The organism is Pseudomonas sp. JDS08PS003 (genome assembly GCF_045013505.1).
Lineage (GTDB): Bacteria > Pseudomonadota > Gammaproteobacteria > Pseudomonadales > Pseudomonadaceae > Aquipseudomonas > Aquipseudomonas protegens_B.
The window spans coordinates 4,499,808-4,514,034 of record NZ_CP120724.1; the positions used below are offsets into that span (position 1 = coordinate 4,499,808).

The 14,227-nt window shown below is 64.0% G+C and carries 14 protein-coding genes; 6 read left to right on the forward strand and 8 right to left on the reverse strand.

Going from position 1 to position 14,227, the window contains the following annotated elements; genetic code table 11:
- The first annotated feature begins 30 nt into the window (after positions 1-30).
- Positions 31-684, forward strand: coding sequence for a response regulator (locus tag P7C00_RS19960; protein ID WP_346635343.1), 654 nt, complete (start codon positions 31-33; stop codon positions 682-684).
- Positions 685-696: 12 nt separating this feature from the next.
- Here P7C00_RS19960 and P7C00_RS19965 read toward each other — a convergent pair whose 3' ends face one another.
- Positions 697-1,185, reverse strand: a complete 489-nt coding sequence (locus P7C00_RS19965) for an Lrp/AsnC family transcriptional regulator (RefSeq protein ID WP_170004083.1) — start codon at positions 1,183-1,185, stop codon at positions 697-699.
- A gap of 133 nt (positions 1,186-1,318) precedes the next feature.
- Between P7C00_RS19965 and P7C00_RS19970 the strand changes: the two genes are divergently transcribed.
- From P7C00_RS19970 to P7C00_RS19985, 4 genes are all read left to right on the forward strand, one after another.
- Positions 1,319-2,347, forward strand: a complete 1,029-nt coding sequence (locus tag P7C00_RS19970; protein WP_346635342.1) for a histone deacetylase family protein — start codon at positions 1,319-1,321, stop codon at positions 2,345-2,347.
- 57 nt (positions 2,348-2,404) lie between these two features.
- Positions 2,405-3,466 (forward strand): ornithine cyclodeaminase, encoded by a 1,062-nt coding sequence (locus tag P7C00_RS19975; protein ID WP_404937198.1) that lies wholly within the window; start codon positions 2,405-2,407, stop codon positions 3,464-3,466.
- 155 nt (positions 3,467-3,621) lie between these two features.
- A complete protein-coding gene (locus tag P7C00_RS19980; RefSeq protein WP_346635340.1) occupies positions 3,622-5,037 on the forward strand; it encodes an amino acid permease in 1,416 nt (471 codons plus the stop codon).
- Positions 5,038-5,167: 130 nt separating this feature from the next.
- Positions 5,168-6,337, forward strand: a complete 1,170-nt coding sequence (locus P7C00_RS19985) for a hypothetical protein (RefSeq protein ID WP_404937199.1) — start codon at positions 5,168-5,170, stop codon at positions 6,335-6,337.
- Between the two features lie 44 nt (positions 6,338-6,381).
- Here the strand turns inward: P7C00_RS19985 and P7C00_RS19990 are convergent, their stop codons facing one another.
- The 3 genes from P7C00_RS19990 to P7C00_RS20000 are packed head-to-tail and all read right to left on the reverse strand — an operon-like array spanning position 6,382 to position 10,486.
- Positions 6,382-7,722, reverse strand: coding sequence for an MFS transporter (locus P7C00_RS19990; protein WP_346635338.1), 1,341 nt, complete (start codon positions 7,720-7,722; stop codon positions 6,382-6,384).
- A 42-nt stretch (positions 7,723-7,764) separates the two neighbouring features.
- Complete coding sequence (locus tag P7C00_RS19995; protein ID WP_404937200.1) at positions 7,765-9,306, reverse strand: class I adenylate-forming enzyme family protein; 1,542 nt, start codon at positions 9,304-9,306, stop codon at positions 7,765-7,767.
- 1 nt (position 9,307) lies between these two features.
- Positions 9,308-10,486: an acetyl-CoA acetyltransferase gene (locus P7C00_RS20000; protein WP_346635336.1), complete on the reverse strand. Its 1,179-nt coding sequence runs from the start codon at positions 10,484-10,486 to the stop codon at positions 9,308-9,310.
- 145 nt (positions 10,487-10,631) lie between these two features.
- On the opposite strand from P7C00_RS20000, the gene P7C00_RS20005 reads away from it, so the two are divergent.
- Positions 10,632-11,204: a LuxR C-terminal-related transcriptional regulator gene (locus tag P7C00_RS20005; RefSeq protein ID WP_404937201.1), complete on the forward strand. Its 573-nt coding sequence runs from the start codon at positions 10,632-10,634 to the stop codon at positions 11,202-11,204.
- Here the strand turns inward: P7C00_RS20005 and P7C00_RS20010 are convergent.
- The 4 genes from P7C00_RS20010 to P7C00_RS20025 form a co-directional block, all read right to left on the reverse strand.
- Complete coding sequence (locus P7C00_RS20010; protein WP_404937202.1) at positions 11,197-11,727, reverse strand: hypothetical protein; 531 nt, start codon at positions 11,725-11,727, stop codon at positions 11,197-11,199. The genes P7C00_RS20005 and P7C00_RS20010 overlap by 8 nt on opposite strands.
- A gap of 85 nt (positions 11,728-11,812) precedes the next feature.
- Positions 11,813-12,325, reverse strand: a complete 513-nt coding sequence (locus tag P7C00_RS20015) for a hypothetical protein (protein WP_404937203.1) — start codon at positions 12,323-12,325, stop codon at positions 11,813-11,815.
- A gap of 81 nt (positions 12,326-12,406) precedes the next feature.
- Complete coding sequence (locus P7C00_RS20020) at positions 12,407-13,381, reverse strand: cyclase family protein (protein ID WP_404937204.1); 975 nt, start codon at positions 13,379-13,381, stop codon at positions 12,407-12,409.
- Positions 13,382-13,437: 56 nt separating this feature from the next.
- On the reverse strand, positions 13,438-14,196 hold the full coding sequence (locus P7C00_RS20025; RefSeq protein ID WP_346635332.1) for an SDR family oxidoreductase: 759 nt from the start codon (positions 14,194-14,196) through the stop codon (positions 13,438-13,440).
- Positions 14,197-14,227: the final 31 nt, after the last annotated feature.

Consider the following 14,227-nt stretch of genomic DNA (forward strand, 5'->3'; position numbering starts at 1 on the left):
ATTTCCTATAGAAAATGGATCGTGTCCACCATGAAAAAAATCCGAGTTGCCCTGGCCGACGATCATCCCCTGGTGCTCGCTGCCGTCAGCGACCTGTTGCACAAGACACCCAAGTACGAGGTGGTGGCCGCCGTCACCACCCCCAGCGCGCTGATCCAGCAACTCTCGGACGACCCGCGGATCGACGTGGTGATTACCGATTACTTCATGGAGGGCGACGAGAAGTTCGGCGACGGCATCCGTCTGGTGACCTACCTGATCCGCCACTTTCCACGGGTCCAGGTGCTGGTGTTGACCATGATGTCCAACCCGATGATCGTCGCGGCGCTGTACGACATTGGTGTGCGCTCGGTCCTGCTCAAGCGCCACGACATGAGCGAGCTGCTGTGCGCCTTGAAGAACGTCCGCCTGGGACGCATCCATTACCCGCCAAGCCTTGAACAGAACGAGCTTCTGAGCAGCCCGGTGCGCTCCATGGCCGACGGCTTGAGCAGCCTCACGCCCAAGGAATACGAGGTGCTGCGGCACTTCGTGCGGGGCGAATCGATGATGCAGATCGCCGCCAACCTCAAGCGCAGTGTCAAGACCGTCAGCGCACAGAAGATCTCGGCGATCCGCAAACTCAACCTGGACAGCGACCAGGCCCTGGTCGCGTTCTGCCTGGAGTCCGGAGAGTTCCAGTAACCCGGGTTCGATTCAACGGGCCGGTGCCGGGGCAATCGCCAGGCGGCTGGTGGCCTTGATCTCCCGCAGCGCCAGGCTCGACTGGATCGAGGCGATGCCCGGCTGGCGCCTGAGCACCTGCTCGACAAAATCGCTGTAGCTGTCCAGGTCCTGGGCCAGCACCTGCAACAGGTAGTCGGCGTCACCGGTGATCTTGTGGCAGGCCTGGACCTCGGGCAGCCGCATGATCACCGCCTCGAAGTCATCCGGCGTCTGGTCGGAGTGGGTGGCAAAACGCACATGCACGAAGGCCATGATGTCCAGCCCCAGCAGGCGCCGGTCGAGGTTGGCCTGGTAATCCTTGATCACCCCTTCCTCTTCCATGCGTTTGCGTCGGCGCCAGCAGGGGGTGAGGCTCAGGGACAGGCGCTCACTGAGTTCGGCATTGGAAATGCTCGCGTCCTGCTGCAGCAGGGCGAGGATTGCCAGGTCGGTTTCGTCCAGGGACACCCTTCGAGTCATTTTTTTCACAATCAGCCTCCCAATGGAAAAATATTACCCAAAACTCTAATTCCATCAGAACAAAAAGCAAAGAAGTCGCAGGCATGCCGGAACAAACTATTTGCACCGGACAACCACAATGGATGCGTTCAGCATGCTTACCGTCTTCAGCGAATCCCACCGCCTGCACCACGGCACCGAGTTGAAGGATGGGGTGCTCAAGCCCTCCTTCGAGCAACCCAGCCGGGCCGATACGGTCCGCGACCGGGTCAGGCACGTGGGGCTTGGCGACATCATCGTCCCCCGCAGTTTCGACCGCTCCTGCTACGTCGCCGCCCACAGCGAACGCTACGTGACCTTCCTGGAAAGCGCCTGGAGCGAATGGCACGCCACTGGCCGCAGCCACGACGCCCTGCCCCTGGTGTGGCCGGTACGCGACCTGGCCAACCAGCAGGTGCCGGAGTTCATCGACGGCAAGCTGGGCTTCTTCGCCATGGATGCCGGCTCGCCCATCACCGCCACCACCTGGAATGCCGTGCGCACCAGCGCCGATATCGCCCTCACCGGCCTGGCGCTGATCGACGAAGGCCACGACAGTGCCTTTGCCCTGTGCCGTCCGCCGGGCCATCACGCGGCCCGGGAATACATGGGGGGCTACTGCTACCTGAACAACGCCGCCATTGCCGCGCAACACGCCGTGACCCGGGGCGCGAAGCGCGTGGCGGTGCTGGACGTGGACTTCCACCACGGCAACGGCACCCAGAACATTTTCTACGAGCGTGATGACGTGCTGTTCGTCTCGCTGCACGGCGATCCGGCGGTGTCCTACCCCTATTACTCGGGGTTCGCCGCAGAGCGTGGGGCCGGGGCCGGCGAAGGCTGCAACCTGAACTTCCCACTGCCCCGAGGCACCACCTGGCAGCGCTACCGGGAAGCACTGATCCAGGCCTGTGCCCGGCTTCGCGAGTTCTCCCCGGAGCTACTGGTGGTGTCCCTGGGCGTCGACACCTTCAAGGACGATCCCATCAGCCACTTCCTTCTGGAAAGCGAGGATTTCCTCGGCATGGGCCAGGTCATCGCCAGCGTGGGCGTACCCACCTTGTTCGTCATGGAGGGCGGTTACATGGTGGATGAGATCGGCATCAACGCGGTCAATGTGCTCCACGGCCATGCCAACCGCTAATGCGCCAGCGTCGCACCGCCCAGCAGTTTTCAACGTTCTGACCGAGAGGGAAAAGACATGACCTTGTTCATCGATGTGGATCACGCAGCGGACCTGTATTCACGCCTGGGCATAGCCCGGGCGATCCGGGAAATGGCCGGCTACATCCAGGCCGACTACCAGCGCTGGCAAGCCTTCGAGAAATCCCCGCGCACCGCCAACCACTCCGCCACCGGGGTCATCGAGCTGATGCCCGCCGACGATGGTCAGCAATACGCGTTCAAGTACGTCAACGGCCACCCCGGCAATCCCGCCCGGCACCTGCTGACGGTGATGGCTTTCGGCGTGCTGGCCCAGGTCGACAGCGGCTACCCGGTGCTGCTCAGCGAGCTGACCCTGACCACCGCGGTACGCACCGCCGCCACTTCAGCCCTGGTGGCGCAATCCCTGGCGCGCCAGGACGCCCGCCGCATGGCGCTGATCGGCAACGGCGCCCAGAGTGAATTCCAGGCCATCGCCTTCCATGAAATGCTCGGCATCAACGAGCTGCGGATCTTCGATATCGACGTCGAAGCGTCCCATAAGCTCAAGCTCAACCTGCAGGCCTGGCCGGGACTCGAGGTGCGCATCGCCGACTCGGTAGCCGATGCGGTCAAGGGCGCGGACATCGTGACCACGGTCACCGCGGACAAGGCCTACGCCACCATCCTCACCCCCGAACTGATCGAGCCGGGCATGCACCTCAACGCCGTAGGCGGCGATTGCCCGGGCAAGACCGAGCTGCACGCGGACATCCTGCGCAACGCCCGGGTGATCGTCGAATTCGAACCCCAGACCCGCATCGAAGGCGATATCCAGCAGATGCCGGCACACTTCCCGGTCATCGAGTACTTCCGCATTGCCCAGGGCCTGGCTCCGGGCCGCGAGCACGAGGCCCAAGTCACGGTGTTCGACTCGGTGGGTTTCGCCCTGGAAGACTTCGCGTCCCTGCGCTACCTGCATGACCTGGCACGCCAGCACGGCATCGGCGAGCAGATCCAGCTGGTGCCTACGCCGGCCAATATCAAGGACCTGTACCAGTTGCTCCAACCGCGCCCCGCCCCCCTGGCGACGGCACCGCGACGGATCGCCGCCGGCTGAAAGAGCGCTCCCGTGGCCCATGAACAGGGAACCGGCCTCGTGCCCCTGTTCACGGGCATTACCTGAACCGGCTGCACCACAACAATCACAGACCGCAGCCCCCTACGACCTTCCACTGCCAAAACTCGACAACTATAAAATCAAGAGGTTTTGTGATGAATCCAGATACCTTCGGGGCCTGCGAGCACCCGACGCTGCAACGCACCCTGCATAACCGTCATATCCAGCTCATGGCCATGGGTGGCGCCATCGGCACCGGGCTGTTCATGGGCTCGGGCAAGATCATCGCCATGTCCGGCACCTCGATCATCCTGATCTACATGATCATCGGCCTGTTCGTGTACCTGGTGATGCGCGCCATGGGCGAGCTGCTGCTGTCCAACCTGAACTTCAAGAGCTTTGCCGATTTCGCCGGTGCCTACCTGGGCCCCCAGGCGGCGTTCTTCCTCGGCTGGTCCTACTGGCTGAGCTGGAGTGTGGCGGTGGTGGGCGACGCTGTGGTGGTGGGCGGCTTCTTCCAGTACTGGTTCCCCGATGTACCGGCCTGGATTCCCGCCATCGCCATGATGCTGACCCTGTTCGCCCTCAACGTGCTGACGGTGAAACTGTTCGGCGAGGTGGAGTTCTGGTTCGCCATCATCAAGATCATCGCCGTGGTCACCCTGATCGCGGTGAGTCTGGTGCTGATCGCCAGCGCCTTTGTCTCACCTTCCGGGGTGAGCGCCTCCCTGAGCCACCTGCTGGACCGCCAAGCCGCCTTTCCCAACGGCCTGCTGGGCTTCTTCGCCGGTTTCCAGATGGCAATCTTCTCCTTTGCCGGCACCGAGCTGATCGGCACCGCGGCAGCGGAGACCCGCGACCCGCGCCGGACCCTGCCCAGGGCCATCAACGCGATTCCGCTGCGCATCATCCTGTTCTACGTGCTGGCTCTGGCGTGCATCATCGCCGTGACCTCCTGGCAGCAGGTATCGCCGAGCAAAAGCCCGTTCGTGGAGTTGTTCCTGATCGCCGGCTTCCCGGCCGCGGCGGGCATCGTCAACTTCGTGGTACTGACCTCGGCGGCGTCCTCGGCCAACAGCGGCGTGTTCTCCGCCAGCCGCATGCTCTTCGGCCTGGCGGACCAGGGCAACGCGCCACGCTTGTTCAAACGCCTGTCGGGGCATAGCGTGCCGGTGATCAGCCTGGCCTTCACCAGCCTGCTGATGCTGCTGGGGGTGCTGTTGCTGTACGTGGTTCCAGAGGTGATGACCGCCTTCACCCTGGTGTCGACGGTGTCGGCGATCCTGGTGATCTTCACCTGGTCGACCATCCTCGCGTCCTACATCGCCTACCGCAAAAAGCACCCTGAACTGCACGCCGCTTCCCAATACAAGATGCCCGGCGGCGTGCCCATGGCCTGGTTCGCCCTGGCGTTCCTGCTGTTCGTCCTGGCGTTGCTGGCCCTGCGCCCGGACACCCGCCTGGCCCTGTGCGTGATGCCGGCGTGGTTCGTCTGGCTGGCCATTGCCTATCGCCTGACAGCCGGGCGCAAGGGGCGGCTCCCTGTGCAAGCGGCGGCGCAATACCGCTGAGGCGCGAGCCTGAAGGACTGGGCCAGGGACCGGCCCTGTCGGAGCCTGGTCCTGCGTGCAAAAGCATCGACAGAGCCCCCCTCGTCTTGCTCTACTCCCGCCGCCATCGCCGTTGCCAGGGAGTGCCCACATGCAAGTCGCAGGACCCACCTTCGAAGAGGTGTTCAGGAAAAACCTCAAACGCGTCCTCAACTACTGGAGCCAGATCGGCACCGCCATCGGCCTGAGCGCCGCCGCGCTGGGGTTGTTCAGCCTGTACATGTACACCCGGGCCATCGGCCGCACCGACCTGTTCATGGCCTCCATCGATGCTAGATCGGCGTTGGTGGTCTGGCTGGTCATGGTGCTGTTTCTCATGCTGATCTACTTGCTGCTGCTTACGGTCACCACCCTGCTGTTCGGGCTGGCAAACGATGTGTTTCGCAACACTCCAGAACACATGAAAGATGTGGTGGTATGGCTGACCTTGCCGGTCCTGGCAGGCTTCATGACCCTGATCGTGCTCAGCTACTACGTGCATCTGGGTGAGGCACTGGCGTCGCTGATACTGGTGGCGATGGTGGTACTGGTGACAGGGCTGGTGATGTCACGCCCCGCGTTCAAACGCGTGATCCACAGCAGTCTGGAGAAACACCCCGCTGCGGGCAGAGGCACCTGGGGTGGCCTGTTCGTGACCCTGACACTCTGCCTGCTGGGCACGGTGATCTCGGGGATCTTCACCAGCCTGCTGATCATCAATGCCTACAGCAACGAAGTGTCCAATGACTCGCCGCACTTACCAGCCTTGTTGAACTTCCTGGGGCTGCTCTTCTCCTTGCTGCCCATCGTGTTCTTCTACTGCAAGGCCGGTAGTCCCTACAAACGGGTCTTCTATGCCCTGATGTGCACCCTGCTCCTGGCCGCAGCATTTCTTCTGGTGCTGCCCGGAGCCATGAGTCAGATCACCTACAAGGCCGCCGGCAGCCTCGACGTGCGTCAGGACGGAATCGAACGATTCGTGCTGCACGATGACCTCGAACTGCATGACCTGGACCCACTGATGTGGAACACCCGCCTGACCTCTGAGCAGCGCCTGGAAGTTCAGGGCTTTCAACTCTTCTCTTTCGGCGAGGCCCTGTTGATCTGCCCCAAGGGGCTGCGCAACCTGGCGCTGAACCAGATGCACCGCTATACCCGCACCTGCATCAGGACCCGCAACAGCGCGGTAACCCGCAAGCCGGCAAAACCGCTGTATAGCCAAAACCGCGCCTGTGCCGGTGCCGCGCCACCGGCGGCATGCTGGAAACCCCAAGGCTTCTGAGTCCCCCACTTGCTGAACCTCCAGGCCGTAACCGGCCTGCTGGCTCAGGGCGCCGGGTTGACCAGCAACGGGGGGCTCAGGCTGTCGTGGTTGTGCGAGCCGGGAGCGCAGGCGACAAAGTCCTCCTTGCGCAGCACCACCAGGGCAATCAACGACACCACCCCGGTGGCCACGTAGAAGTACCAGGGCGCGGTGATGTCGCCGGTGAGCTTGATCAGCCAGGTGGAGATCAGCGGCGCACTGCCCCCGAACACCGCAACGGGGATGTTGTAGGCCACGGCAATCCCGGTGGAGCGGATGCGGGTCGGCAGCAGTTCGCTCATCAGGGCGTAGGTCGAGGAGGCGTAGAGCCCGAACAGGATCGCCACTGCCATCAGCGGCCAGAACAACGTGGCCGGGGTGGCGTTGGGCGCCGACTTGAAGAACCAGTACATGGCCAGGGTGGCCAGGGTGCCGATCACCATCAGGAACGGCTTGCGTCCGTAGCGATCGGTGAAGGCGCCGCCCAGGGGCATGACCAGCGCCGCCGAGAGGCTGGCGACGAACACGTAAAGCAAGGTGGTGCCGCTGTCGAACTTGAGGGTGTTGGACATGTAGGTCGAAGCGAAGGTCAGCACCAGGTAAAAGATCGAGCTGTGCAGGGTGATGATGAAGAACACCAGGGCAATCGAGCGTTTCCACTGCCAGACTTCCCGCAGCGGCGCCTTGGAGGTTTCTCCGGCGTGCACCAGGGCCAGGAACTCCGGGCTGTCTTCGAGCTTCAGGCGGATGTACAGCGAGATGAACCCCAGGGGCCCGGCGATCAGGAATGGAATCCGCCAGCCCCAGTCCTGCATCAGCTCGGCCCCCAGGGCCCAGGTCATGCCATTGGCCACGGCGCCGCCCAGCAGCAGGCCGAGCACCGCGGTGACCATCAGCCAGCAGGTGGCGAAGCCCCGGCGCCCAGGTCCGGCGTACTCGGAAATGAAGCTGGTGATGGTGCCGATCTCGCCTCCGGCAGAAAACCCCTGCACGCAGCGGATCAGTACCAGGAGGATCGGCGCGGCGATGCCGATGCTGGCGTAGGTCGGCAACAGGCCCAGCAGGCAGGTGGAACCGGCCATCAGCAGCAGTACGGTGATCAGGGTCTTGCGCCGACCGATCTTGTCCGCCAGGGGACCGAAGAACAGCCCGCCCAGAGGACGGATGAAAAAGCTCAGGGCAAAGGCCGCAAAACTTGCCAAGAGGCTGCTGGTGGGGTCATCGGAGACGAAGAACGCCTTGCCGATGTACAGCGCCAGGAACCCGTAGACGCCGTAGTCGTACCACTCGATCAAGTGGCCCGAGGTAGCGCCGATAAAAGCCCGGCGCCGCTGGCGCCGGGGATTGCAAGAGGACACGTCCATGCTTGGAGACTCCTGTCGTATTGCTGTCCATGGAAAAATCGTTCAGAGGTCGGCGACGGACCCTGTGGGGTCCTGCAACCACTGCCGCAAGCGGGTCTTGAGAATCTTGCCGTAACTGTTCTTGGGCAGCTCGCTGCAGAACAGGTATTTCCTGGGTTTCTTGAACGAGGCCATGCGGGTCACGAACCAATGGTTGAGCGCCTGTGGATCGAGGCCGCCAGGAGAACGCAGCACCACGAAGGCCACCACCGCCTCGCCCCACTCGGCATCCGCCTCTCCCACCACGCAGACCTCGAACACCTCGGGATGCTGCATCAGCACCTCTTCCACTTCCCGGGGATAGATATTGCTGCCGCCGGAAATGATCACATCCTTGGAGCGGTCCGTGAGGGTCAGAAACCCGCGACTGTCGAGGAAACCGATATCGCCGGTAAGCAACCAGCCGTACACCAGAGTCGCCTGAGTGGCTGGCGGGTTGTCCCAGTAACCGTGCATCACCGGGGCACCGCGCACGGCGATCTCCCCGGGTTCGCCGGGCGTCAGGAACTGCCCGTCGGCACCGACTATCCGCACCTCCACACAGGACTGTGGCCGCCCCACCGAGGCCGCGATCGCGGGCCAGTCGGGGTGCTCGCGGTCGGCGATCAGCTCCCGGGACAGGGCGCTGATGGTCATCGGGCACTCGCCCTGGCCGTAGATCTGCACCAGCCGCGGGCCGAAGGTGTCCAGGGCCTGGCCCAGGTCCGCCAGGTACATGGGCGCCCCGCCGTAGACAATGGTCTTGATCCCCTCGCCCGAATACCCCTGGCGACGAGCCTGCTCCACCATGCGCTTGACCATGGTCGGCGCGGCAAACAGGCTGACCTGTCCCAGTTGCTGCGCCAGCCCGAACAGCTCCGCCGCATCGAACCCCCGTGACTCCGGCACCACATGCCGGGCACCGCAGCGCACGTGAATGAAGTTGTAGAGCCCGGCCCCGTGAGACATCGGCGCGGCATAGACCACCGCATCAAGGGCCTGCACCGGGTCCACATCCAGTGGGTAGCACAGCGACATGGCCATCAGGTTGCCGTGAGACAGCATCACCCCCTTGGAACGGCCGGTGGTGCCCGAGGTGTAGAACAGCCAGGCCAGCTCGTTATCCCCGCGCGGGCAGGGCTCCAGCAGCTCGTGGCCCGGGGCTGCAGCCGGCACGGGGGTGGCGTAACCAGGCAACTCGCGGCAGTTGTCCGGCAAGTCCTGGAGCTCGAAAGTCCGACCGCTGTCGGTATAAATCGCCCGGGCCCCGGCGTTGCCGACGATCCAGGCTGCCTCCCGCGGATGCAGCTTGCTGTTGACCGGCACCGCCACCGCCCCGCTCCACCAGATGGCGTAGAGCAGCTCCAGGTAGTCGCAACTGTTCTTCATCAGCAACGCCACCCGCTCCCCCGGGGCGATGCCATGGCCGTGGCGCAAGTGCAGGGCCCGAGCCCGGACCCGCGCCGCGAAGTCCTGGTAGTCGGCCACCTGGCGGTTGCCCTCGAACAGCGCTGGACGCTGGGGCCAGCGTTGAGCCGCATCCAGCAGCCAATGAGCGATGTTCATCTCAGGCCCTGACCGCTTGCAGGACCGAGGCGTAGTTGGCCACGGCCATTCCGCCCATGTTGAACAGCAAGCCGAATTCGGCACGGGGCACGCCGAGGCCAATCGGTTCGCCGATCAATTGGCGAAAGCCCAGGGCATGCATCGAGACCCCGGTGGCGCCCACCGGGTGGCCCTTGGCCTTGAGTCCACCGGACAGGTTCACCGGCAAACGACCGCCCTGGCGCACGATGCCCTCATCCAGCGCCCGATGGCCTTGGCCCCTGGGCGCCAGGCCCATGGCCTCGTAGATCAACAGCTCGGCGATGGTGAAACAGTCGTGGACCTCGGCGAAGTTCATGTCCCCCAGGCTCACCCCGGCCTCGCGCAAGGCGCCGTGAATGGCCCGCTGCGGACCGTCGAAGGCCAGGATGTCGCGGCTGGCCATCGGCAGCAGGTCATTGACCTGGCTCAGGGCGCGGATCGCCACCTCGCGCCGGAACGAACGGGCGCGCTGCGGTGACGCCAGGATAATGGCCGCCGCGCCGTCACTGATCAGCGAGCAGTCGGTGAGGCGCAGCGACGGCGCGATCAGCGGATTGCTCTGGGAAACATTGTTGCAATGCTCGAAGTCCATCGGCCGGTGCATCTGCGCCAACGGGTTGGCCATGGCATTGGCGTGGTTCTTCACCGCAATCGCCGCCATCGAGGCCAGCGGGCTGTGGTAGCGCTCGGTGTACTGCTGCGCGACCCGGGCAAACAGCTGCGCAAAGCTCAGGCCGGCCTCCTGGGGATCGTTCTGGTAACCGGCCCCGGCCAGCGCTTGGGTGACTTCGGCGGTGGAGTTGCCGGTCATCTTTTCCGCCCCCACCACCAGCACCAGTTCGGCGGCGCCGCTGCGGATCGCGTTGACCCCGGCCTGGATCGCTGCCGAGCCCGAGGCGCAGGCGTTCTCGCAGCGGGTCGCCGGTTTGAAGCGCAGTTGCGGGTCGGCCTGCAGCATCAGTGAGGCAGCAAAGCCGTCCGGCACCAGGCCTGAGTTGAAGTGCCCGAGGAACAGGGCGTCGATCTCGGCCGCGTCAATCGCGGCATCCGCCAGGGCTTCACGAGTGACCTGGACAATCAGGTCCTCAAGGGTCGAGCCCTGCAGACGACCGAAAGGCGTGTGGGCAGCAGCAACAATGGATACGGAAGCATGGGTCATAGTGATTTTCTTCTGTGCTTGAAGCGGGCATTCCATACAATGGCGAGCGCCGAAATCAGACGCTAGTTGGGGCAACTACGTACAGCAGTAAGTAGTGCCTGCCCAGCTAGAGCGGCGCACCAACCCCCACGAGGCAGGATGCCCAATGACCGTACATGCCCAGCAGCTCCAGGACCTCGAGCGCCTGGCTTTCCAGGTTTCACCCGCACCGCAGTTGATCACTGGGCATCGGCGCATGCTCGATTGCAACCAGGCCTTCCTGCACCTGTTCGGCTATGAGCGCGAGCAGCTGCTGGATCACCTGACCCTGTTGCTGTATCCCTCCCAGGCCGATTACCAGAGCATTGGCGAACGCAGCGAACACTGGCTGCGCAACGGCCAAGGCGCTTCCTATACCGACGAACGCTTCATGCAGCACCGCGATGGTGAGGTGTTCTGGGCTCGGGCCCACGGCTTTTCCCTGACCCCGGACGACCCGTTCGGGCTGATGATCTGGCACTTCGAACGCCTGGACCGGCGATTGGCGCCGACCGTGCGCCTGACCCCTCGCGAGCGGGAAATCTCCCTGCACATCGTCAACGGCCTGACCTGCAAGGAAGTGGCGCGCAAACTGGCGATTTCCCACCGCACCGTGGAAGTCCATCGCGCCCGGCTGATGAAGAAGCTCCAGGCCAAGAACAGCGCGGAGCTGGTGTCGAAGATCATCTACATCAGCTAGGCGTTTGCTCCAGCACCTCGCTGGCGCTCAGCCGCAGCAACTTCAGGGGCCCGATCGTCCCGCCCTCCAGGCTGCCGCCCTGGTTCAGCACCTTATTCGCCGCGTTCATCTCGGCGCTGTGTTGAGTCACGCTGACAAAGGTGCTGTGCGGCAACTCCTCGCTCCAGCCCTCTTCGAGCGTGTTGTAGGCCAGCATCAGCGCGGCGGTGAAATAGTGCTGGCTGGAAACCGGGATTTTCACCTCCTGGTCATTGTCGTCGTAGGCGATGAAGTGACCGACGAAGGACTCCACCCCCAGGCGCTTGAGCAGCGGCCAGCTCAGGGCCGAGGGCACAAAGGCGTTGAGCTTCTCGGCGACGATGGCCGAGTAGCCACGCGCCTGGAGCATCTGGACGATTTCGTCTTCGCTGGCCTTGGGGTGGGCGCCCATCACTTGCAGGGCTTCGACCACGGCCTGGTGGGCGGTCTGGTGATCAGGGTATTGGGCGCAGTGCGCGCAGTTTGGCGGGCAGGTATCGGTCACGGGAGGCGAAGGTCCATATCGGTCTCGAAAAAAGTGCCGCAGGGTAACCCCATAACCTGCGGCCCGCCAGTGTCGAGCCGGGCGTTTACTCAAGCGCCGCCTTGGCATCCAGACGCAGCAGTTGCACGGGCTCCAGGGTGGACCCCTGCAAGGACTCCCCGGCATACAGCGCCTCGTTGGCCATGGCCATTTCGGCGCTGCGGCCAGCCACCATTTCGTAGGTCTTGCGCGGCAGCACCTTGCTCCAGCCGTTTTCAAAGGTGTCGTATGCCAGGGTCAGCGCGGCGGTGAAGTAGTGCTGGCCGGCCACCGGAACCCGGACCTCCTCGCCCTCCTCATCCAGGGCGATGAAGTGGTTGGGCAGGTGTTTCACCCCCAGGCGCTTGAGCACGATCCAGGCCAGGGCCGATGGCACGAAGGCGTTGAGTTTTTCCGCGGCGATGGCCGAGTAGCCACGCTCCTGCAGCAGTTGGACGATGTCGTCCTCGCTGGCCTCGGGGTGGTCGGCCATCAACTCCAGGGTATCGAGTACGCCCTGATGGGCATTGGCGTGATCCAGGCAGCAGCTGCAGTCCGGCGAGTGCGAATCGTCATGCATGATCGGTCGATGATCCCTATCGGTCTTGGTGAGGGGGCGCAGGATAAACCCTGCGCCCGCCTCTCCACCAGCAAGCGCCGGCTACTTGATGACGATGGGGTTCACCGGTGCCCCGCTGCCGCCGACGATCTTCAACGGCGCGGCGGTGTAGAGGAAGGTCCACTGGCCGTCGGCGGCGCAATCCTCGGCCAGGTCTTCGAGCAGCACGATCTCGGTGAAGGCGATCCCCAGGTTGCGCATCAGCGCGCAGTGCAGCGGAATCTGCACCCCGGACACCGGGTCGGTGATCACTTCGTTGGCAATGGTGTCGGTCACCAGATTGGGGATTTCCATCTGGTTGAACCAGTCCACCAGTTCGCGACTGTAGGTCAGCCCCGGCTCCACCAGATCCTTGAAGAACTCGGTCTTGCCGTACTCGTAGAAGGCACCCATGGAGCCGGTACGGATGATCAGGATGTCGCGCTTCTCGATGGCCACGCCCTGGGCCTTGGTGGCGGCCAGCAGGTCCAGGTGATTGAAGGTCTCGCCGCGCCCCAGGTACTTCTTGCCGCGGTGGCGGGCCATGTCGATCAGTACCGCGCGGCCTACCACGCCACGCTCGGCAATCGGCAGCACGCTGGCCTTGGCCATGCCGCCAACGGTGCTGCTGGCGTCGTAGCCGTTCCACAGCTGGTTGTCGTACCAGGCGTGGCCCAGGGCGTCGTACTGGGTCGAGCCCTGCAGCTGCATGAAGATCACGTCGTCGCAGTACTCGGCACCGCCGGTCATGGACGGCTGCTTGCCGGCCTGATAGTGGCTGCGGTCCAGGGTGTTGAAGCGCATCGAGGGGTTGCGCGCCGGCCACATCGGGTCGCCGCCGGGGTGGCCGATCTGCACTTGCAGGGTGAAGGTCTTGCCCTGGCGCACGGCGGCCACGCCCCGTAGCACTTCGGCCTGTTGCAGGTAGTTGAGGGCACCCACCTCGTCGTCCGGGCCCCACTTGCCCCAGTTCTTGGGCAGGCCTTCAAGCAGCTGCTTGGTATTGGGGTGGCTAGTGTTGTTATCGATCCCACACATGTCGACTGCACTCCGTAGCTGGGTTTGGATTTAGCCAAAGGGCTTTCTACAGATCATCAGACGCAGCGTCCACCATCCACTTCCAGGCAGGTGCCGGTGATAAAGGCCGCCTCATCGGAGGCCAGGTACAGACAGGCGTTGGCCACGTCCTGAGGGGTGGAGAAACGTCCCAGGGGAATGCTGGCCATGAATTTCTGGCGGTTTTCCGGGGTGTCCGGCACGCCCATGAACTCACTGAGCAGGGCCGTGGCGCCGACCACCGGGTTGACGCAATTGACGCGAATGTTGTCCGGCCCGAGCTCGGCGGCCATGGTCTTGCTCATCACCACCACCGCGCCCTTGCTGCCGTTGTACCAGACCAGCCCCGGGCGCGGCCGGATCGCCGCGGTGGAGGCGATATTGATGAACACCCCGCCGCCCTGGCCGCGAAAATGCGGCACGAAGTGCTTGGCGCTGAGGTAGATGCTTTTCACGTTGACCGCAAACACCCGGTCGAACTCGGCCTCGTCCACTTCCAGCATCGGCCGGTTGCGGTGGGTGGTGCCGGCGTTGTTGACCACGATGTCCAGGCCGCCGTATTGCTCCAGGGTATTGCGCAGCAGGTCGCCAACGCTGGCGTCCTGGGCCACGTTGACCTCGATGAAGTGGGCCTGGCCGCCAGCGGCGCGGATCTGGTCCACCACCCGCTGGCCGCCCGTGGCGTTCATGTCGGCGACGATGACCCGGGCGCCCTGCTGGGCGAAAGTCTTGGCGATACCTTCACCAAAGCCGGAACCGGCGCCGGTGACGATGGCAGTCTTGTTGGCTAGACGCATGGGAGTGACTCCTGTTTTTGTTGTTATGGGC